The organism is Burkholderia vietnamiensis LMG 10929, from assembly GCF_000959445.1.
Lineage (GTDB): Bacteria > Pseudomonadota > Gammaproteobacteria > Burkholderiales > Burkholderiaceae > Burkholderia > Burkholderia vietnamiensis.
Map to the genome: position 1 here is coordinate 2,588,870 of NZ_CP009631.1, position 21,460 is coordinate 2,610,329.

Consider the following 21,460-nt stretch of genomic DNA (forward strand, 5'->3'; position numbering starts at 1 on the left):
ACCGGAGTTCGCGCCGAAATGTGCCCGAAAGCACCGCGTGGCGGGGTTTTGCCGGATTGGCACGAGGCGCAGAAACAGTGTTTTGCCGGCTATTCGGTTGCACGTCGAGCGAATGCAAAAAAGGCCGCCCGAAGGCAGCCTTTTTCGTCGTGCACGGGAACGCACGATGCTCAGTCGACCGCGCCTTCACGGCTTGCGCGACGACGCTCGTGTTCCTTCAGGAAGCGCTTGCGCAGACGGATCGATTGCGGCGTGACTTCGACGAGCTCGTCGTCGTCGATGAATTCGACCGCATATTCGAGCGACATCTGGACCGGCGGCACGAGGCGCACGGCTTCGTCGGTGCCCGACGCACGCACGTTGGTCAGTTGCTTGCCCTTGATCGGGTTCACGACCAGGTCGTTGTCGCGGCTGTGAATGCCGATGATCATGCCCTCATACAGCGCGTCGCCCGGCTTCACGAACATGCGGCCGCGATCCTGCAGCTTCCACAGCGCGTACGCCACCGCGGCGCCGTCGTCCTGCGAGATCAGCACGCCGTTGCGACGCTCGAACACCGAGCCTTCCTTGACCGGTGCGTACGAGTCGAAGATGTGGCTCATCAGGCCCGTGCCGCGCGTGAGCGTCAGGAATTCGCTCTGGAAGCCGATCAGGCCGCGCGCCGAGATGCGGTATTCCAGACGCGTACGGCCGCGGCCGTCCGACGCCATGTCGAGCATCTCGCCCTTGCGGCGGCCGAGCTCTTCCATCACGCCGCCCTGGTGCTCGTCTTCGACGTCGACCGTCAGCAGCTCGTACGGCTCGTGCTTCACGCCGTCGATTTCCTGCATCACGACGCGCGGACGCGACACCGCGAGCTCATAGCCTTCGCGGCGCATGTTCTCGACGAGGATCGTCAGGTGCAGCTCGCCGCGGCCCGACACTTCGAACACGGTTTCGTCGCCGGTGTCCTTCACGCGCAGCGCGACGTTGTGGTTCAGTTCCTTCATCAGGCGGTCGCGGATCTGGCGGCTCGTCACGAACTTGCCTTCGCGGCCTGCCAGCGGCGACGAGTTGACGAGGAAGTTCATCGTCAGCGTCGGTTCGTCGACGGTGATCATCGGCAGCGCTTCGGGCGTGTCGACCGCGCAGATCGTCGCGCCGATGCCGACGTCTTCAATGCCGTTGATCAGCACGATGTCGCCGGCTTCGGCCGACTCGACCTGCACGCGCTCGAGCCCCTTGAACGACAACACCTGGTTGATCTTGCGGTTCAGCACCTCGCCTTCCGGACCGAAGCGCATCACGACCGGCTGACCCGGCTTGATGCGACCACGCGTGATGCGGCCCACGCCGATGCGGCCGACGTACGTCGAATAGTCGAGCGACGTGATCTGCAGCTGCAGCGGCGCTTCCGGATCGGCCGGGCGAACCGGCACGTGCGCGAGGATCGCCTCGAACAGCGGGCGCATGTCGCCTTCGCGGGTCGCCGGATCGAGCGACGCGTAGCCGTTCAGGCCCGATGCGTAGACGATCGGGAAGTCCAGCTGCTCTTCGGTGGCACCGAGCTTGTCGAACAGGTCGAAGGTCTGGTTGATCACCCAGTCGATCCGCGCGCCCGGACGATCGATCTTGTTGATCACGACGATCGGCTTCAGGCCGAGCGCGAGCGCCTTCTTCGTGACGAAGCGCGTCTGCGGCATCGGGCCTTCGACCGCGTCGACCAGCAGCAGCACCGAGTCGACCATCGACAGCACGCGCTCCACCTCGCCGCCGAAGTCCGCGTGCCCGGGCGTGTCGACGATGTTGATGTGCGTGCCTTCGTATTCGACCGCGCAGTTCTTCGCGAGGATGGTGATCCCGCGCTCTTTTTCGATGTCGTTCGAGTCCATCACCCGCTCGGCAATCTGCTGGTTCTCGCGGAAGGTGCCGGACTGGCGAAGCAGTTGGTCGACGAGCGTAGTCTTGCCGTGGTCGACGTGAGCGATGATGGCGATGTTGCGAAGGGCGCGGGTCATAGAAACCTGAAATCGTTGAACGCGCAAACGCGCACGCTCGTCAGTCACCGGGACACGTGCGCGCGCGTTGCAGCTTGGAAACCGCAAATTATAGCACGTCGGAATGTCGAAAGCCGGACCGTCCGTTGCATCGCAGCAAGCAACGCCCGCCTCGGCCGCCCCGCCGCCGCGTCCCGCCCACCCGCCGGCGGCGCCCACCCGCGACAAAAACCCCGCCGCCGACAAGGTGATTCGCCCACCTTCAGCGCGCCGTTGCCTGTTCGATTAACATTTGCCGCGGCAAGCAAATTGCCCCTATACTGCTGCCTAGTCAACTATTGCAGCTTCAGGGTTTTATGTCCGATTCTCCTTCTCAATCGCCCGTTTCGCCGCTGTCCTCGTACCAGATCAACGACAGCGTCGGTTATCTGATGTCGCGCGTGAAGTCCGTGATGACCAACCTCGTCACGCAGCGCACGCAGGAAGAGCTCGGCATCACCGGCACGCAGGCGAGCATGCTGTTCATGATCGCGGTCGGCAAATGTTCGACGGCCGCGGAGCTGGCGCGCGAGTATGGGATCGACGCCAGCGCGGTCACGCGCCTGCTCGATCGCGTCGAGAAGCGCGGGCTGCTGTCCCGCGTGCGCAGCATCGAGGACCGCCGCGTCGTGCGCCTCGAGTTGACGGACGAAGGGCGTGCGCTCGCCGAGCGGTTGCCGCCCGTGTTCCGCAGCGTGCTCGACGAGCTGCTCGAGGGCTTCACGCCGGAAGAAGTCGGATTTCTGAAGAGCATGCTGCGCCGCATTCTCAGCAATTATTGCGAGAACGCGGGCAATAGCATCACGTAATAGTTGCCATAACAATTACTTTTGACAGATTAATGTAAGGAAATCCTTGCAGTGTCCATCATTCATTCCGAGTCAGGGAACAGCGCGATGAAATCCTCCACGTTGTCCGTGCGCGCCGGGTCGTGCCGCACCGCCGTCGCCGCCGCAGTTGCCGCGCTGGCGCTGGCGGGCTGCGCAAACTATATCGGCATCAAGAGCGACAAGCAGATCGCGCCCGCGTCGCAATTCGAATCGGCGCAAAGCCTGCCAGCCCAGGGCGGCCAGTGGCCGACGCTCGACTGGGCCAGCCAGTTCGGCGATCCGCAGCTGCCGAAGCTGATCGACGAGGCGCTCCAGGGCAATCCATCGATCGCGCAGGCGCAGGCGCGGATCGCGAAGGCGTCGTCGTATATCGAATCGTCGCGCTCGAACCTGATGCCGAAGGCCGAAGCGAGCTACTCGTGGACGCGCGAGCTCTATTCTTCCAATGCGCTGTTCCCGCCCCCGTACGGCGGCCAGTGGTACAGCGAGAACAATGTGCTCGCGAGCGCATCGTGGGATCTCGACCTGTGGGGCAAGAACCGCGAGCGGCTGCACACCGCCGTGTCGCAGGAAAAGGCCGCCGAAGCGGACATGCAGCAGGCGCGCATCACGCTCGCGTCGTCGGTCGCGCGCACCTATAACTCGCTGGCGCAACTGTATGCGCTGCGCGACATCGCGCAGCGCGAGATCACCAACCGTCAGACGGTCGGCAAGATCACCGACGGTCGCGTGTCGGCCGGCCTCGACACGAATGTCGAGCGTCAGACCGCCCGCGGCAACATCGCGACGACGCAGGCGTCGCTGTCCGACCTCGACGGCCAGATCACGACCGTGCGCTACCAGCTCGCCGCGCTGCTCGGCAAGGGGCCGGACCGCGGGCTGCAGATCGCCGCGCCGGTGATGAACCCGTCCGGCGCGGTCGCCCTGCCCGGCAACCTGCCGGCCGACCTCGTGGCGCGCCGCCCCGACATCGTCGCCGCGCGCTGGCAGGTGGAAGCCGCGATGCACGACGTGAAGGAGGCGAAGGCCGAGTTCTTCCCCGACGTGAACCTCGCGGCCGGCTTCGGCTTCGACGCGTTCGGCTGGGGCAAATTCCTGAACTTCGCGAGCCGCCAGGCGCAGTTCGGCCCGGCCATCCACCTGCCGATCTTCGATGCCGGCGCATTGCGTGCGCAGCTCAAGGGCCGCTATGCGGACTTCGACCTGTCGGTCGCGAACTACAACCAGACGCTGATCGGCGCGCTGAACGACGTGGCGACGCAGGTCGCGTCGATCCGCGCGGTCGACCGCCAGATGGACGACGCGCAGCGTGCGCTCGACGCATCGACGCGCGCCTACGACCTGGCCGTGATCCGCTACAAGGCCGGCCTGTCGCCGCAGCTGCAGGTGCTCACCGCCGACAGCAACCGCCTCGCATCGGAACAGACGGTCACGAACCTGAAGATGCGCCGGCGCGACATGCAGCTCGCGCTGATCAAGGCGCTCGGCGGCGGCTTCGACGCAACCGGCACGCGGCTCGCGGCGCCCGACGCAGAACAACAGAAAACGCAAACAAAGCAGGCCGCCAACTGATCCGGCGCCACCACTACGCAGACACTCGAAATAACGGACGGAGAAAATCGCCATGAGCGACCCTCAACAAAACGCGGCCGGCGCCCAGCCGCAGAACAACGGCAAGCGCAAACGGATGATGATGCTGCTGATCGCGGTGATCGTGATCGCGGCCATCGCGTACGGTCTGTACTACTTCCTCGTCGCGCGTTTCCATGAGGAAACCGACGACGCATACGTGAACGGCAACGTCGTGCAGATCACGCCGCAGGTCACCGGGACGGTGATCGCCGTGAAGGCCGACGACACGCAGACGATCAAGGCCGGCGACCCGCTCGTCGTGCTCGATCCGGCCGATTCGCAGATCGCGCTTCAGCAGGCCGAGGCCAATCTCGCGCAGACGGTGCGTCAGGTGCGCGGCCTGTTCGTCAACGACGATCAGTACCGTGCGCAAGTCGCGCTGCGCCAGTCCGACCTGTCGAAGGCGCAGGACGACCTGCGCCGCCGGCTGGCCGTCGCGCAGACGGGCGCCGTGTCGCAGGAAGAAATCTCGCATGCGCGCGACGCGGTACGCGCCGCGCAGGCATCGGTCGACGCCGCGCAGCAGGAACTCGCGTCGAACCGCGCGCTGACCGCCAACACGACGATCGCGTCGCATCCGAACGTGATGGCCGCGGCCGCGAAGGTTCGCGACGCCTACCTCGCCAACGCGCGCAACGTGCTGCCCGCGCCGGTCACCGGCTATGTCGCGAAGCGCTCGGTGCAGGTCGGCCAGCGCGTGTCGCCGGGCACGCCGCTGATGTCGGTCGTGCCGCTGAACGCGGTGTGGGTCGATGCCAACTTCAAGGAAGTGCAGCTCAGGCACATGCGCATCGGCCAGCCGGTCGAGCTGACGGCCGACATCTACGGCTCGTCGGCGGTCTATCACGGCAAGGTCGTCGGCTTCTCGGCCGGCACGGGCTCGGCGTTCTCGCTGCTGCCGGCGCAGAACGCGACCGGCAACTGGATCAAGGTCGTGCAACGCCTGCCGGTGCGTATCGAGATCGATCCGAAGGACCTCGACAAGCATCCGCTGCGCATCGGGCTGTCGATGCAGGTCGACGTCGACATCAAGGACGAGCGCGGCGATCAGCTCGCCAACGCACACAACACCGTCTACGAGACCGACGTATTCGTGAAGTACGGCGACGAAGCCGACGCGGAAATCGCCCGCATCATCGCCGCGAACGCCGGCGGCAACGCGCCGGCATCGGCCGCGGCTGCGGCGAAGACGGGCACCGCCGCGAAGATGATGTAACGGCTTCGACACCGGACAACTACCGACATGGCACAGGCTCCAGTCTCCTACCCGCCGCTGCAGGGCGGGCAACTCGTGCTCGGAACGATCGCGGTGTCGCTCGCCGTGTTCATGAACGTGCTCGACACGTCGATCGCGAACGTCGCGATCCCGACCATCTCGGGCGACCTCGGCGTGTCGTCCGACCAGGGCACGTGGGTCATCACGTCGTTCGCGGTCGCGAACGCGATCTCCGTGCCGCTGACGGGCTGGTTGACCGACCGCTTCGGACAGGTGCGCCTGTTCCTCGCGTCGATCATCCTGTTCGTCATTTCGTCGTGGATGTGCGGGCTCGCGCCGACCCTGCCGTTCCTGCTCGCGTCACGCGTGCTGCAGGGCGCGGTCGCCGGGCCGATGATTCCGCTGTCGCAAGCGCTGTTGCTGTCGAGCTACCCGCGGGCGAAAGCGCCGATGGCGCTCGCGCTCTGGTCGATGACGACGCTGATCGCGCCGGTCGCGGGGCCGATTCTCGGCGGCTGGATCTCGGACAACTACTCGTGGCCGTGGATCTTCTACGTGAACATCCCGGTCGGCATCGCCGCTGCGCTCGCCACGTGGTCGATCTATCGCACGCGCGAATCGACGGTGCGCCGCGCGCCGATCGACGGCGTCGGCCTCGCGCTGCTGGTGCTGTGGGTCGGCTCGCTGCAGATCATGCTCGACAAGGGCAAGGATCTCGACTGGTTCGCGTCGACGACGATCGTCGCGCTCGCACTGATCGCCGTCGTCTCGTTCGCGTTCTTCGTGATCTGGGAGCTGACCGCCGAACATCCGGTCGTCGACCTGTCGCTGTTCCGCATCCGCAATTTCACGGGCGGCACGATCGCGCTCGCCGTCGGCTACGGTCTCTACTTCGGCAACCTCGTGCTGTTGCCGCTGTGGCTGCAGACGCAGATCGGCTACACCGCCACCGATGCGGGCCTCGTGATGGCGCCCGTCGGCTTGTTCGCGATCCTGTTGTCGCCGCTGACCGGCAAGTTCCTGCCGCGCACCGATCCGCGCTATATCGCAACAGCCGCGTTCCTGACGTTCGCGCTGTGCTTCTGGATGCGCTCGCGCTACACGACCGACGTCGACGAGTGGTCGCTGACGCTGCCGACGCTCGTGCAGGGCATCGCGATGGCCGGCTTCTTCATCCCGCTGGTGTCGATCACGCTGTCCGGCCTGCCCGGCCACCGCATTCCCGCGGCATCGGGCCTGTCGAACTTCGTGCGGATCATGTGCGGCGGCATCGGCACGTCGATCTTCCAGACCGCGTGGGATCACCGCAACAACTTCCACCACGCGCAACTGGTCGAGCAGACCAACGTGTACAACCCGACGTTCAATCAGGCCGTCACGCAGATGGGCAAGCTCGGGCTGACGCCGGACCAGGCGCACGGCCTCATCAACAACATGGCCACGCAGCAGGCGGCCCAGCTCGGCGTGAACGATCTGTTCTACATCTCGGCGGCGATCTTCGTGCTGCTGATCGGACTGATCTGGATCACCAAGCCCGAACGCGCGGGCGGCGGCGATGCGGGTGCGGCGGCGTCGGCGGCGCACTGAGCGGCACGCGCGAACGCATGCAATGCAAAAGCCCGGCAACAGCCGGGCTTTTTTCGTTCCGACGCCGCGCTTGCGCGCGGCCGGTCAGGCGGCCGTCACGACGAGACGCTCGGGTGCGAGCACGCCGCTCGCCTTGCGTGCGACGCCCAGCAGCCGCTGCGCGTCGTACACGCGCACGCGCGCGCCTTCGGCCGCATCGATCGGATCGAGCGCCGACAGCGGCAGGCGCTGCCCGTGCAGGAACCGCTTCGCGCTGGCGTCGTCGAGACGCACCAGCGGGAACGTCGACAGCAGCGCGTCGACCGGCTGAAGCCACGCGTCGCGCGCCGCTTCGGCAGCGTCCGACAGTGCGTCGAGCGTCACCGCGTGCTCGAGCGTCAACGCGCCGACCCCGGTACGGCGCAGCATCGTCAGATGCGCGCCGCAACCGAGCGCTTCGCCGATGTCCTCGGCGAGCGTACGCACGTAGGTGCCCTTGCTGCAGGTCACGCGGAACGTCACGTCCGGCAGCGCGCAATCGAGCAGGTCGAGCGCATGGATCGTCACGTTGCGGCCTTCGCGCTCGACGGTCTGTCCGGCCCGCGCATATTCATACAGCGGCTTGCCGTCGCGCTTGAGCGCCGAGTACATCGGCGGCACCTGCACGATGTCGCCGGTGAAGCGCGCGAGCGCCGCCGCCACTGCCGCGCGATCGCATGCGACCGCGCGCGTCTCGAGCACGTCGCCTTCCGCGTCGCCGGTGGTCGTGCGCACGCCGAGACGCATCGTCGCTTCGTAGGTCTTGTCCGCTTCCAGCAGGTCCTGCGAAAACTTCGTCGCCTCACCGAAGCACAGCGGCAACAGCCCCGAGGCGAGCGGATCCAGCGTGCCGGTATGACCGGCCTTCTTCGCGAGCAACAGGCGCTTCGCGCGTATCAGTGCGTCGTTGCTCGACAGGCCGACCGGCTTGTCGAGCAGAAGCACGCCGTCGAGCGCGCGCCGCGGCACGCGCGGACGTTGGGGAGCTGCAGTCGTCATAGGCGCGTGCGCTCAATCGTCCTGCGCGGGCGCGCCGGCTTCGTCGTCGTCCTTCGCGCGCGTCGAGTTGGCTTCCTTGATCAGCCGCGACATCTCGACGGCCTTCTCGATCGTCTGGTCGTAATGGAAATGCAGCGTCGGCACCGTGTGAATGTGCAGGCGCTTGAACAACAGGTTGTGCAGATGGCCCGACGCGTGGTTCAGCGCTTCCTGCGTCTTCTCGGGATCGCCGGTGAGCGCCGTGAAGTAGACCTTCGCGTGCGCGTAGTCCGGCGTGAGCTCCACGCTCTGGATGGTCACGATGCCGATGCGCGGATCCTTGACCTCGCGCATGATGAGCTCGGACAGATCGCGCTGAATCTGGTCGGCGATCTGTACGTTGCGATTGGGGGAAGTACGTTTCCTGGACATGATCGATCCGTGATCCGTTTATCAGGATGAAGCGGCGCACCGTTGGCGCGCCGCCATGAAAATGGGCGGGACAGGCCCAAGCCTGCCCCGCCCACGAGCCGATACGCGACGATTACAGCGTACGGGCGACTTCGGTCACTTCGAAGACTTCGAACTGGTCGCCTTCGACGATGTCGTTGAAGTTCTTCACCGACATACCGCACTCGAAGCCTTGCTTGACTTCCTTCACGTCGTCCTTGAAGCGCTTCAGCGATTCGAGTTCGCCCGTGAAGATCACGACGTTGTTGCGCAGCACGCGCACCGACGACGAGCGCTTGACGATACCGTCGGTGACCATACAGCCGGCGACCGTACCGATCTTCGGCACCTTGAACACCTGGCGCACCTCGACCATGCCGGTGATGACTTCGCGCTTCTCCGGCGCCAGCATGCCCGACATCGCCGCCTTCACCTCATCCACTGCGTCATAGATGATGTTGTAGTAGCGGATGTCGATGCCGTTCGCTTCGGCCAGCTTGCGCGCCTGTGCATCCGCACGCGTGTTGAAGCCGATGATGACCGCCTTCGATGCCGTCGCGAGGTTGACGTCGTTTTCGCTGATGCCGCCCACCGCGCTGTGCACGATCTGCACACGCACTTCGTCGGTCGACAGCTTGAGCAGCGACTGCACGAGTGCTTCCTGCGAGCCCTGCACGTCGGCCTTGATGATGAGCGGCAGGTTCTGCACTTCGCCTTCGCCCATCTGCTCGAGCATGCTTTCCAGCTTCGCGGCCTGCTGCTTCGCCAGCTTGACGTCGCGGAACTTGCCCTGGCGGAACAACGCGATTTCGCGCGCCTTGCGCTCGTCCGGCAGCACGATCACTTCCTCGCCTGCGCCCGGCACTTCCGACAGACCCTGAATTTCGACCGGGATCGACGGACCGGCTTCCTTCGTCGGCTTGCCGTTCTCGTCGAGCATCGCACGCACGCGGCCGTAAGCCGAGCCTGCCAGCACGATGTCACCTCGGTTCAGCGTACCCGACTGCACCAGGATCGTCGCGACCGGGCCCTTGCCCTTGTCCAACTTCGCTTCGATCACGATACCCTTGGCCGGCGCCTCGACCGGTGCCTTCAGTTCCAGCACTTCGGCCTGCAGCAGCACGTTCTCGAGGAGATCGTCGATGCCTGCGCCCGTCTTCGCCGACACCGGCACGAACGGCGAATCGCCGCCGTACTCTTCCGGCACGACGCCTTCCGCGACCAGCTCCTGCTTGACGCGATCCGGGTTCGCTTCCGGCTTGTCGATCTTGTTGATCGCCACGACGATCGGCACACCGCCCGCCTTCGCGTGAGCGATGGCTTCCTTCGTCTGCGGCATCACGCCGTCGTCGGCCGCCACCACCAGCACCACGATGTCGGTCGCCTTCGCGCCGCGTGCACGCATGGCCGTGAAGGCCTCGTGACCCGGCGTGTCGAGGAACGTGATGACGCCGCGCGGCGTTTCGACGTGGTATGCGCCGATGTGCTGCGTAATGCCGCCCGCTTCGCCTGCGGCAACCTTCGCGCGGCGGATGTGGTCGAGCAGCGAGGTCTTGCCGTGGTCGACGTGACCCATCACCGTGACGACCGGCGGACGCGGCAGCTGCTCGGCGTCCGAACTCGTTTCGCCTTCGACCAGCAGCGCTTCCGGATCGTCCAGCTTGGCCGCGACCGCACGGTGGCCCAGTTCCTCGACGACGATCATCGCCGTTTCCTGGTCGAGCACCTGGTTGATCGTGACCATCTGGCCCATCTTCATCATCACCTTGATGACTTCCGAGGCCTTGATCGACATCTTGTGCGCGAGATCGGCAACCGAAATGGTTTCCGGCACGTGCACTTCACGCACGATCGGTTCGGTCGGTGCCTGGAACGTCGATGCGCTGTCCTGGTGACGGCCGCGCCCCTTCGGGCCGCCGCGCCAGCCGCGGTCGACGCCGCCGCTCGAATCGCCGCGCGTCTTGATGCCGCGACGCTTCGCTGCGTCGTCCTGCCAGCCGCCCTTGCCGCCGCCCGGCTTCTTGTTGCGGTCGCCCGCGCCTGCTGCCGGCGCCTGCGTCGTGGCCGGCGTCGCACCGGCCGGCTTCTTCACGGCCGGACGTGCCTGCACGCCTGCGCCTGCCGGCTTCGCCGGCTTGTGCAGCGTGCCCTTCGCCTCGGCGGGCTTCGGTGCCTCGACCGGCTTCGGCGGCTCGACGGCCTTCACGACTGCCTTGCGCGGCGTGTTCATCATTTCGCGAATCGCGCGCGCTTCGGCTTCGGCCGCCTCGCGACGCTTGCGAATCTCTTCCTGCTCGGCGCGCGCCTTGTCCGCCGCCTCTCGGGCTGCGTCCTCGGCCTTCTTCGCCGCTTCGCGCTGCGCTGCACGCTCGGCAGCCGCGCGTGCTTCTTCCTGCGCGGACTGCGCGCCCGGCGCTTCCTGCTTCGCTTCGGCGGCTTGCTGCGCGGCAGCCTGCTGCGCCGCTGCGGCTTCCGCCGCCGCACGCTTGGCCGCTGCCTCTTCTTCGGCACGACGGCGCTCGGCTTCGGCCGCTTCCTCGCGGGCGCGGCGCTCGGCTTCTTCACGCTCGAGGCGCTCTTGACGCTCGCGCAGCTCCTGCGCCTGCTGCTCGAGCAGCTCGGCTTCGCGGCGCGCTTCTTCCTCGCGACGCTTCAGTTCTGCATCGTCGTCCGCTTCGGCGACTTGCGCCTGACCCTGTTCCGCACCTTCGGCGACGTCGTCGCGCTTGACGAACGTACGCTTCTTGCGGACCTCGACCTGAATGGTGCGAGCCTTGCCCGTCGCGTCAGACTGCTTGATCTCCGACGTATGCTTGCGGGTCAGCGTGATCTTGCGCTTGTCGCCGTCGGTTGCGCCGTGCGACTTGCGCAAATGATCGAGCAGACGCGCCTTGTCCGTCTCGGACAGCGCATCGTCTTCACTCGCTTTCTGGACGCCCGCTGCCTGCAGCTGTTCGAGCAGCACACCAGCAGGCATTTTCAGTTCCGCGGCAAATTGGGCTACGTTGTTACTCGCCATTCATTCCTCTTAGTGCAAGGACCGATTCCTTGCGGTTAGCATCGGGTCAGGCCATACGGCCGCCATCAAATCAGTGCGCCATGGTCATTTCTCACTGGAACCAATGTTCACGTGCTTTCATGATCAACGCCTTAGCGGCATCCTCTTCCACTCCGGTCATGTCGACCAGTTCATCCACAGCAAGCTCGGCGAGATCGTCGCGCGTCTGCACGCCGTGTTCGGCCAGCTTCGTGAGCAACTCCGGCGTGATGCCGTCGAGGCTCTTCAGATCCAGCGCAGCGTTCTCGACCTTTTCTTCGTTCGCGATCGCCATCGTCAGCAGCGCGTCGCGTGCGCGGTTGCGCAGTTCGTGCACGGTGTCCTCGTCGAACGCCTCGATTTCGAGCATTTCGTTGAGCGGCACGTAGGCGATCTCTTCGAGGCTCGTGAAGCCCTCGTCGATCAGGATGTCGGCGACTTCTTCATCGACGTCGAGACGCGCCATGAACAATGCACGCAGCCGTTCGCGTTCTTCGCCCTGCTTCAGGGCGGATTCGTCCGGCGTCATGATGTTGATTTGCCAGCCGGTCAGTTCGCTGGCAAGGCGAACGTTCTGACCGCTGCGGCCGATCGCGACGGCCAGCTCGTTCTCGTCGACGACGACGTCCATCGAGTGCTTTTCTTCATCGACGACGATCGACTGGACGGCTGCCGGCGCGAGCGCGCCGATCACGAACTGGGCGGGATCCTCCGACCATAGCACGATGTCGATGTTTTCGCCACCGAGCTCGTTGCGCACGGCCTGCACGCGCGAGCCGCGGATGCCGACGCAGGTGCCGATCGGATCGATGCGCTTGTCGTATGCGATCACGCCGATCTTCGCGCGCACGCCCGGATCGCGCGCGGCCGCCTTGATCTCGAGCAGGCCCTGCTCGATTTCCGGCACTTCCATCTCGAACAGCTTCATCAGGAACTCGGGCGCGGTACGCGACAGTTCGATCTGCGGGCCGCGCGCGGTGCGGTCGACCTTCGCGATGTACGCACGCACGCGGTCGCCCACGCGCAGGTTTTCCTTCGGGATCAGCTGGTCGCGGCGCAGCAGCGCTTCGACGCGGCCCGATTCGACGATGAAGTTGCCCTTGTCGAGGCGCTTGACCGTACCGGTCATGATCTTTTCGCCGCGCTCGAGGTAGTCGTTCAGGATCTGCTCGCGCTCGGCGTCGCGCACCTTCTGCAGGATCACCTGCTTGGCAGCCTGCGCGCCGATCCGGCCGAACTCGATCGACGGCACCGGTTCCTCGATGAATTCGCCGACTTCGACGTCGGGCTTCTGCTCACGTGCTTCGAACAGCAGGATCTCGCGATCCGGCTCCTGCAAGCCTGCCTCGTCGGGCACGACGAGCCAGCGACGGAAGGTTTCGTGCTCGCCGCTTTCGCGATCGATATGGACGCGGATTTCGGCGCCTTCGTCGAACAGCTTCTTGGAAGCGGAAGCGAGCGCGGCCTCGAGGGCGCCCAGCACCACATCCTTGTCGACGTTTTTCTCGCGCGCCAGCGCATCCACCAGCATCAACACTTCGCGACTCATTATTTGCGGCTCCTAAAGTCAACTTGCGGAATCAGGCGGGCTTTGTCGATATCGGCCAGCGTGAAATCCAGCATGGCGGCCTCGCCCTTATTCCTCTCAAATTCCAAACCGATCGTTTCGCCATTCGGCGCGTGCAGAATGCCCCGGTACGTCTTGCGCCCGTCCAGCGGCTTTTTCAAGGTCACGGAAACTTCGCTGCCGGCGAAGCGCTCGAAGTCGGCCAGTTTCTTCAACGGGCGGTCGAGCCCCGGGGACGAGACTTCGAGCCGTTCGTAATCGATGTTTTCGACCGTCAAGACGTGCTGGAGCTGACGCGTCACCTTTTCGCAATCGTCGAGCGAAATGCCGGCAGGCTGATCGATATAGATGCAAAGCATGCCGCGCCCGGTGCGCTCGAGATCCACGAGCTCATAGCCGAGCCCGGTGACCGTGGTTTCTATCAGTTCCGTCAGTTGCACAGTGTCCTCTCAGGTGTTCGCGCCCGCCGCTCGCGATTCACCCGCGGGCGCGCGCCTTAGCCGGCGCAGGAAGCGCTACCCGAGATGCCTAACCGTTTCAGCAAAAAAAAATGGGCGGAACGCCCATCTTCTCTTACTGGTGGTCGCACCTGAGCCGCACATTGAATCCGTACGCCCAGCGACTCCGCGATTATAGCGTTTTTTAGCGCAATCGCCAAGCCAGCCGGTTAAAGCAGCGTTCAGCCCGCCTTTACCGGCCAAAAATGCGAAGCCGGACTGTCCGACCACGCGGCACAATCCGGCAACACGACATATATACAGTCGAAAACAGCGGGCGAGATACCGGCCGAATCGGCGTGCGCCGATTTCGCCGGCACATCGGCGGCGTCATGCCGCCGTCGCGCCGCCGTCGTTTGCGCGAACGGTCAGCGACCGCGCGAGCGATTGCGCTGCGGACGCTGGCCGCCGCGCGCACCGCCGTTGCCGTTGCCGGCGCCGTCGGCACGATTGCCGTTCGCGGTGCGCGGGCCGCCCTTGCCGGCGCCTCGCTTGCCACCCGCGCCTTCACGCTTCGGACCGGCGCCATACGACGCACGATTGCCGTCGACATCGCGACCGCCCGAGCGATTGCCATAGCCCGACGGCGCAACCGGCAGGCTGCCGTAGCCGCTCAGGCCAGGCAGGCCGGGCGCGCCGCGCCGGCCGCCGCCGCGACGCGGCTGATCGAGCTGACCATGCGTCGTCAGCACCGGCTCGCGGCTGATGAAGCCCATCGACGTCTGCATCGGATCGGGTTGGCGGCGCTCCTGCTGGCCGCCGGCGCGCTTGCCCTTTTCTTCGGACGGCGCCTTCAGGCCGACGGTCGCCATCAGCTTGCGCACCTGCGCCTCGTCGAGCTCTTCCCAACGACCGCGCTTGAGCCCGCGCGGCAGCGGAATCGGGCCGTGACGCGTGCGGATCAGGCGGCTCACCATCAGGCCGGCCGCCTCGAACATCCGCCGCACTTCGCGGTTGCGGCCCTCGGCCAGTGCGACGTGATACCAGTGGTTCGTGCCTTCGCCGCCGCCATCGCGGATGCGCAGGAAGTTCGCCGGACCGTCGTCGAGCTCGACACCGTGCAGCAGCTTCTGACGCATCCCCTCGGACAGCTCGCCGACCACGCGCACCGCGTATTCACGCTCGACGCTGTAGCGCGGATGCATGAAACGGTTCGCGAGATCGCCCGACGTCGTCAGCATCAACAGACCTTCGGTGTTGAAGTCGAGACGGCCGACCGCCAGCCATTTCGCCGTCTTCATCGGCGGCAGGCGATCGAACACCGACGGACGACCTTCCGGGTCGGCGTGACTGACGATTTCGCCGGTCGGCTTGTGGTACAGCAGCACGCGCGGCGGCTTGTTGGGCAGCTTGCGCTTGACCGGCTTGCCGTTGATGCGGACCTGGTCGGTCGGCATGATGCGCTGGCCGATGTGCGCGGGCTCACCGTTCACCGACACGCGGCCGGCAACGATCAGCTCTTCCATTTCGCGGCGCGAACCCATGCCGGCTTCCGCCAGCACCTTGTGGAGCTTCGGCGCATCGTCGTCCGGCGACAGCACGCGCTTATTCGCCGGCTGGGCGCGGCCGCGGCGCAGCATCGGCGCACGCACGCCGCTGCCGCCCGCGGCGTTGTCCGCGTCGAACGCCGGCGACGTCACGTAGGCGAACAGATCGTCCTGCGATGCCGCCTCGGTGCCGGCATTCGCGACGGCGCCGTCGGTTTTGGCCGCGCCGCCGCGCCGCCCCTGACCGCCCTGCGCGGCCTTGGCCGCACCTTCGCGCTTGCCGGCCGGCTTGCGGCCGCCCTTGGCCGCTGCGTCCTTGCGCGGCGCACGCGCGGGTTGCGCGTCGGCAGCGTCGGCCGGCGGCGCATCCGCGGCTTCGCCGCCTTGCGGTTCGCCATCGGCGCCCTTCGATTTGGCAGCAGCGCGCCGGCGCGCGATCAGGCTGCGCGGGCCGCGCCGCAGGCCGCGACGGGGACGTTCGTCACCACCCGCGGCGCCAGCGTCCTGCTCCGGCGCATCGTCGGCACGCGCGGCCTGCACGGCAGGCGCGGACGATTCAATATCGTGGATATCTGTCAAAACAACCTCAAAATGTCAGGTCTCGCGCCCGGCCCGGGCGCGGCAAGAAGTCGGCCGCGATCAGGCGCGGCGCTGTTCGGGTTCTGCTTCGTCGTCGGGCAGCGCGTCGGCGCCGCGGGGCGCGCTCGCACTGCGTACGGCATCGGCCAGGCTGTCGGACGTATCGTCCAGCATCTCGCCGTCCGCGGGACGGGAGCGCGAGGCATCGGCCTGGCCAGCCTCGCCCGGCATGTCGCCGGCCGCTTCCGCTCCGTCTCCGGCAGCCGCATCGGCGGCCGGCTTGCGGTCTTCCTCGTTCCATTGCTCGTGCAGCGACTCGGGCTGCACGCCGGCCGGCGCTGCTTCGGCGCCGCCCTGCTCCGCCTGGGCGCGATCAGCTTGCAGCGTATCGCGATTCGGCGTTTCCTGCGTCGACGCTGCGCCCGTGGCAGCGTCGACCGGCAATTCGTTCGGTGCGTCATGCGGCTCGTCGGCCGCCGGTTCGACGGCCTCCGGCTCCGCTTCCGCAACCGCCGCATCGCCGTCGAAATCCATCGCCTGTTGGGCAAGCAGCGCGGCCTCGATGTTCGCCGCGGGCTCCTCGAGCGCCGGCAGATCGTCGAGCGCCTTCAGGCCGAGGTCGTCGAGGAACTGCTTGGTCGTCGCGTACAGCGCCGGGCGGCCCGGCACGTCGCGATGGCCGATCACCTCTATCCAGCCGCGATCCTCGAGCTGCTTCACCACCTGCGTATTGACCGTGACGCCGCGAATCTCTTCGATGTCGCCGCGCGTGACCGGCTGCCGATACGCGATGATCGCGAGCGTTTCGAGCACCGCGCGCGAATATTTCGGCGGCTTCTCGGGATGCAGGCGATCCAGAAAATGGCGCATCGCCGGCTTGCTCTGGAAGCGCCATCCGGTTGCCAGCGCCACCAGTTCGACGCCTCGGCCGGACCAATCCTGTTTCAGATCTTCGAGCAACGTGCGGACCGTGTCAGCCGACACGCCGTCGGCAAAGAGCTTACGCAAATCGCCGAGCTTCAGCGGCTCCTGCGCACAGATCAAAGCAGTCTCGAGGACGATCTTCGCCTCTTGGGTATTCATGCAGCTAGGCCAGACCCTGTGGTCAAACGAACCGGATCAACGAACAGACGAAAGGAACGGAAGACGCGCTCGCCCGATTCTGATCGGTCATATTGATGGGAGCACGAACCGGGGGCGGCGAACCAACTTCAAGCCAGGCCCAAACCGGACGGAACAGCACGGCTCAACGGCGGAACCGCGTGACTGAGCGCCATATTACGCAAAATTGCCCGGTGCGTAAAGATAAGCCGATCGCACTACTCCGCCTCATACCACGCTGCTCCATTCCGGCTGCGGTGCGGGTCGGCCATGCGGCGCAGTGTCGGCGTCGGCGCGTGGCGTGGGCGCAAGCGGGGCTCGAAAACCGGCGTCGAAACACACGACCCACGCCGGAGACGCACATGCGCACAACCCACGCCTAGTCCAGATCCTCCGCCCTCGACGGCATCTGGCGCACCAGCTCCCAGATCGCCTGCGCGGCGGGCGACAGCGACCGGTCGCGGCGGCGGACCAGTTCCACGGTGCGCTCGGTGCGCGGCGCGAGCGGCCGCGCGACCAGCGTCGATCCGGCGGGCAGCGGCAACGACAGCCACGGCTGCACGCTCACGCCGACGCCGGCTTCGACGAGCCCGAACACGGTCGCCGAATGACCGAGTTCCTGCACGACCGTCGCATTGACGCGGTGAGCGGCCAGCGCGGCGTCGATCAGCGGCCGGCTTCCGGACGCGTGGTCGAGCAGCACGAGGCGCTCACCCTCGAGCGCCGCCCACGGCACCGAGTTGCGCGCCGCGAGCGGATGATCGGCGCGCGCGACGAGGCAGAACGAATCGGTCATCAACGGTTCGCAGACGAGATCGCCGGCAGCGAGCGGGCCGATGACCACGCCGAAATCGACTTCGCTCGATTTCACCTTGCGCAGCACGTCGCTCTGCACGTCGTCGCGCAGCCCCAGCGTGACGAACGGAAACTGGCGCTCGCACGCCGCCACGACGCGCGGCATCAGTCGGCAGGCAATCGTCGGGCTCGCGGCGACGATCACGCGCCCGCGCCGTTGTTCGCCGATCTCGCGAATTTCGCGCAACGTATCGTCGAGATCGTCGATCAGGCGCGACACGCTCGCGATCAGATTGGCGCCGACGTCGGTCAGCTGCACGTCGCGCGTGGTCCGGTCGATCAGTTTCAGCCCGAGCTCGGCCTCGAGCTCACGCACGCACCGGCTGACCGCGGACTGCGTGAGCCCGATCTCGTCGCCCGCGCGGCTGAAGCTGCTGAGCCGCGCGACTTCGATGAATACGCGAAGCTGCCGCAGCGTTACGTTCATCTCCACCCCTCATCAATCGTCGCCATCGATGCGCGATTCTAATGCCTGCCGAGCGACGACACGCCGATCGAGCGCCTATCGGCCATGTTTCGCTGCGGTGCAATATCACCGCAAACGCACGTGACGCGGGCGACTTGCACAAGATTGGTGATTGTCCCGATTTGCTGGCGGGTTATTTTGGCGTCTTATACGCCCCTAGCTGACTTAGCCGTCAGCCCGCTGCCAAGCGGCTCTCGAGGGTATCGCCCCAGACATGGCACGCTTCATGCGTGAGATGGCGTACAGGGCGCAGGTTTCGTCGGGCGGAAGGCAGAAACGCCGCTGCCGGCCAACCGGACGCCCCCACCTGGCACTCGACGCTCGAGTGCTTGAAGAGTGCGCGGCGCAGGGCAGCGCACCGGAGTTAGCTTCGCTGAGGTGAGGACATGATGCTGTTCGACGATTTGAGAGATAACGAATGGGCGCTGGTCGAGGGTCTGTTTTGCTCGGAGCCGGCTCGGAGCGAACGACGCGGCCGTCCCCGCGTGGAGGCCCGTTCGGTGGTCAACGCCGTGCTCTGGGTACTGTCGACCGGCGAAGGCTGGTCGAAGCTGCCCGGCCGCTACCCGTCGCCGCCGACCTGCCGCCGTCGTTTCGACGAATGGCAGGCTGATGGTACGCTCGCCGAAATCGTCAAGCGACTCGGCACGAACGGCCGTCAGATCTCGCTGCGCGGCCGGATCGGCGCAACTGCGGCAAAGCCGCCCGCACCGCCCAGCCGCGACCGCCTGCGCGGCGCGTTCTGGACCAACCCGGAATCGTGGCGCGCACCTGTGAAGATGGCGTAACGCATCCGTGATCGGGCGGCTTCGGCCGCCCGGTTCGTTTTGGCGCCGCGGCGTCGTGCACGCGACGGTCGTCCCGTCGGCGTCGTTGTCGCGTAGCGATACATCTATTTACTAATATTTACAGCAAGCCTGCACTCCCGCGCTTACCTTAGCGAAATATCAACAAGCCGCACCGACGGCTTGAAGGGAGCCCGCCATGAAACCAATGTCACTGCTCGTTGCATGGGGCATTGTGATTTCGCTGGCGCTGACCGCCCCCGCACGCGCTGACGATCGCGCGAAACCGCCTCACCGCCAGCAGGATCACCGCACCACCCTTCGCCAGCAACCACCGCCGGCATCGTTCAATCGGCAGACGGTGCCGCGTGGCGATTTGCGCGGCGACATTGCAAGCAATGCACGCGCGCGCATCGGCCCGCAGTTGACTGAGCCGCGGCGTCATCCGTAGTCTGCAGTCCGATATTGGTACGTCGCATCGCAACGGTTCCCTAAAGAAAATCCCTCGCTTGGGGAACTGGCCGCCAGCCGACGAGTCACATGGTTGCCATGAGCACAGCGTGGCAACAGCAAAAGTATCCGGTACGCCCGTATCCTCGCGATACGGGCTTTTTTTTTGACATCGCCCGCGAGCGGACGGGCGAGGAAGGGAGTGCGCTGCTAGAGGCGGCTTTCGAGGATCGACATGGCGCCCGCATCGCTCAATACGTAGTCGTCCATACGACGATCGACCCAGGAGAGCAATTTCTCGTCGCGCTCGAGGCGCGCACATTCGGCTCGACCGCTGTCGGTGAGTACCGCGATGTCGACCGGGGCGTGAAAGCCGGGTGCAGGAGCGACGGTTTTCTGCCTGACCGTGTCCATCAGCCCCAGCGACCGGAGATACTCGAACACGCCCGGGCGGCGCGCCCACGGTACCTGGCGGTACTGCACTCGTCTCAATGCGTCGAGCACCGCTTCGTTGGAATACGTGGCCATCTCGATTCTTTCTTAAAGTGCAGCGACAATGCGAAGCGGCACGTCGGGCAAAATCACCACCCGCGGATACCGCCACCGGTTCTGGGGGCCGATATTCGGCGTCGCGTCAAGGCTGGATCGTCACTGATCCATAAAAAGACACCATACCCCAATCAAATTGATTCTGTTCGATTCATTTGCACTTCTCTTCATCTGTTTCATGCTCTGTCGCAAGCAGCGGCGGCACATCGCCATCGCCGGCGCCGCAGTGTTCTGGCTGCTCGCCACCGGATGGCTCGCCGCCCCGCTGATCGCATGGAGCGAAGCTGGCGTCGCACCCGTCGAGCACCCCGACATGCACGGGCGAACGACGTTGATCGTGCTCGGCACCGGGACGCGCCGCAGCGACAACGGCCTGCGACCGCCACCCGATGGCGAAGCGCGAATCCGCAAAACCGCTGCGCTCTATCGCGTCTGTCGCGAACAGACGATCCGCTGCACCGTCGTAATGTCAGGCGGCGACCCGCAGCGTCACGGCGACACCGAGGCTGCCGTCTATGGCCGCCTGTTGCTCGCACAGGGCGTTGCACCGGCTGACCTCATTCTCGAACCCGACAGCCGCACGACCTACGAAAACGCCAAGTTCACTGCGTCTATACTACGCTCACAACATGACGACTCGCGCATTCTCGTCACGTCGTCGTATCAAATGCGGCGCGCGCTACTCGATTTCCGTCACTTCGGCATCGATCCGCAGCCCGTGTACGCGAACCGCCGGCTCGCGCAATGCGGCTTGCTGCCCCGTTGGCGCAATCTGGCGGCGGCGAACCAGGCGGTGCACGAGCTCATCGGTATCGCCCAGTTCTACGTATATCGGCAACTCGGCTGGTTTTGAAGGCGTTGCGACCCGTGACCGACCGCCACTACACTGCGCCGAACGGCATGCGCATGACGAATTTAGCGAAGTGTTGCGCGACTTCAACGAGGGGTTGCGCCGCGCGGCGATCCGGTTCACATTGATCCGTCACTTTTGTTACACTCGTCACGCACTCGTTTGCGGTCGCCAGAAAACGGCAACATTCGGGTTCATCACCACTTTAGCGGAGGTAAAGCAATGAAGAAGACGTCCCTGGCTATTCTGGTCGCGATGTCGGCGCTGACTGGCGCAGCGTATGCGCAAGAGAGCACGCAAATCCAGACGATCACCGATCCCGCAAAAATCGCCGAAATCGAGCAACGCGCGCAGGCGCTGCAACAGCAGCAAGCGGCCGAAGCGGCTCAGCCGATGATGCACGAAGAGCATCACGGCAAGAAGGCTGCCCACCACAAGGCAGCGAAGAAGACCGCCAAGAAGGCCGCCCCGGCAGACGCTGCCAGCCAGTAAGTTCGACGGCACCGCACAA

Annotated in this window: 17 protein-coding genes and 1 pseudogene; 8 read left to right on the forward strand and 10 right to left on the reverse strand. The window is 65.7% G+C overall.

The window, feature by feature from the left end; translation table 11 throughout:
* Window positions 1-170 precede the first annotated feature (170 nt).
* A complete protein-coding gene (gene typA / locus AK36_RS21705; protein WP_011884600.1) occupies window positions 171-1,997 on the reverse strand; it encodes a translational GTPase TypA in 1,827 nt (608 codons plus the stop codon).
* 335 nt (window positions 1,998-2,332) lie between these two features.
* On the opposite strand from typA, the gene AK36_RS21710 reads away from it, so the two are divergent.
* The 4 genes from AK36_RS21710 (at window position 2,333) to AK36_RS21725 (ending at window position 7,280) form a co-directional block, all read left to right on the forward strand.
* Window positions 2,333-2,824, forward strand: coding sequence for a MarR family winged helix-turn-helix transcriptional regulator (locus AK36_RS21710; protein WP_014722928.1), 492 nt, complete (start codon window positions 2,333-2,335; stop codon window positions 2,822-2,824).
* 87 nt (window positions 2,825-2,911) lie between these two features.
* Window positions 2,912-4,417 (forward strand): efflux transporter outer membrane subunit, encoded by a 1,506-nt coding sequence (locus tag AK36_RS21715; protein ID WP_045579152.1) that lies wholly within the window; start codon window positions 2,912-2,914, stop codon window positions 4,415-4,417.
* A 52-nt stretch (window positions 4,418-4,469) separates the two neighbouring features.
* Entirely contained in the window at window positions 4,470-5,693 is a 1,224-nt protein-coding gene (locus tag AK36_RS21720) for an HlyD/EmrA/EmrK family protein (protein ID WP_045579153.1), read from the forward strand.
* Window positions 5,694-5,720: 27 nt separating this feature from the next.
* The gene (locus AK36_RS21725) at window positions 5,721-7,280 is read left to right on the forward strand and encodes a DHA2 family efflux MFS transporter permease subunit (RefSeq protein ID WP_045579154.1); all 1,560 of its coding nucleotides are present in this window, start codon (window positions 5,721-5,723) and stop codon (window positions 7,278-7,280) included.
* Between the two features lie 84 nt (window positions 7,281-7,364).
* Here AK36_RS21725 and truB read toward each other — a convergent pair whose 3' ends face one another.
* From truB to AK36_RS21765, 8 genes are all read right to left on the reverse strand, one after another.
* On the reverse strand, window positions 7,365-8,297 hold the full coding sequence (truB, locus tag AK36_RS21730; RefSeq protein WP_014722924.1) for a tRNA pseudouridine(55) synthase TruB: 933 nt from the start codon (window positions 8,295-8,297) through the stop codon (window positions 7,365-7,367).
* 12 nt (window positions 8,298-8,309) lie between these two features.
* Entirely contained in the window at window positions 8,310-8,708 is a 399-nt protein-coding gene (rbfA, locus tag AK36_RS21735) for a 30S ribosome-binding factor RbfA (protein WP_011884590.1), read from the reverse strand.
* A 112-nt stretch (window positions 8,709-8,820) separates the two neighbouring features.
* A complete protein-coding gene (gene infB, locus AK36_RS21740) occupies window positions 8,821-11,745 on the reverse strand; it encodes a translation initiation factor IF-2 (protein WP_014722923.1) in 2,925 nt (974 codons plus the stop codon).
* A 91-nt stretch (window positions 11,746-11,836) separates the two neighbouring features.
* Complete coding sequence (nusA, locus tag AK36_RS21745) at window positions 11,837-13,312, reverse strand: transcription termination factor NusA (RefSeq protein WP_011884586.1); 1,476 nt, start codon at window positions 13,310-13,312, stop codon at window positions 11,837-11,839.
* Window positions 13,312-13,770, reverse strand: a complete 459-nt coding sequence (gene rimP, locus AK36_RS21750; protein ID WP_011884583.1) for a ribosome maturation factor RimP — start codon at window positions 13,768-13,770, stop codon at window positions 13,312-13,314. The genes nusA and rimP overlap by 1 nt, the downstream gene beginning before the upstream one ends.
* A gap of 425 nt (window positions 13,771-14,195) precedes the next feature.
* Window positions 14,196-15,893, reverse strand: a complete 1,698-nt coding sequence (gene rluB / locus AK36_RS21755) for a 23S rRNA pseudouridine(2605) synthase RluB (RefSeq protein WP_045579155.1) — start codon at window positions 15,891-15,893, stop codon at window positions 14,196-14,198.
* A 60-nt stretch (window positions 15,894-15,953) separates the two neighbouring features.
* Window positions 15,954-16,976, reverse strand: a complete 1,023-nt coding sequence (scpB, locus tag AK36_RS21760; protein WP_011884579.1) for an SMC-Scp complex subunit ScpB — start codon at window positions 16,974-16,976, stop codon at window positions 15,954-15,956.
* A gap of 397 nt (window positions 16,977-17,373) precedes the next feature.
* Window positions 17,374-18,276 carry a LysR family transcriptional regulator gene (locus AK36_RS21765; protein ID WP_045579156.1) on the reverse strand — a complete coding sequence of 301 codons (903 nt, stop codon included), beginning with the start codon at window positions 18,274-18,276 and terminating at the stop codon, window positions 17,374-17,376.
* Window positions 18,277-18,704: 428 nt separating this feature from the next.
* Here AK36_RS21765 and AK36_RS21770 point away from each other — a divergent pair.
* Together AK36_RS21770 and AK36_RS31535 are read left to right on the forward strand one after the other, a co-directional pair.
* Window positions 18,705-19,100: pseudogene (locus tag AK36_RS21770) on the forward strand (transposase); the annotation flags it as partial.
* Between the two features lie 199 nt (window positions 19,101-19,299).
* The gene (locus AK36_RS31535; protein ID WP_011884576.1) at window positions 19,300-19,551 is read left to right on the forward strand and encodes a hypothetical protein; all 252 of its coding nucleotides are present in this window, start codon (window positions 19,300-19,302) and stop codon (window positions 19,549-19,551) included.
* 209 nt (window positions 19,552-19,760) lie between these two features.
* Here the strand turns inward: AK36_RS31535 and AK36_RS21775 are convergent, their stop codons facing one another.
* Window positions 19,761-20,078 carry a hypothetical protein gene (locus tag AK36_RS21775; protein WP_011884575.1) on the reverse strand — a complete coding sequence of 106 codons (318 nt, stop codon included), beginning with the start codon at window positions 20,076-20,078 and terminating at the stop codon, window positions 19,761-19,763.
* 157 nt (window positions 20,079-20,235) lie between these two features.
* On the opposite strand from AK36_RS21775, the gene AK36_RS21780 reads away from it, so the two are divergent.
* Together AK36_RS21780 and AK36_RS21785 are read left to right on the forward strand one after the other, a co-directional pair.
* Window positions 20,236-20,952 carry a YdcF family protein gene (locus AK36_RS21780; protein ID WP_034195586.1) on the forward strand — a complete coding sequence of 239 codons (717 nt, stop codon included), beginning with the start codon at window positions 20,236-20,238 and terminating at the stop codon, window positions 20,950-20,952.
* Between the two features lie 219 nt (window positions 20,953-21,171).
* On the forward strand, window positions 21,172-21,441 hold the full coding sequence (locus AK36_RS21785; protein WP_034195587.1) for a hypothetical protein: 270 nt from the start codon (window positions 21,172-21,174) through the stop codon (window positions 21,439-21,441).
* Window positions 21,442-21,460 lie beyond the last annotated feature (19 nt).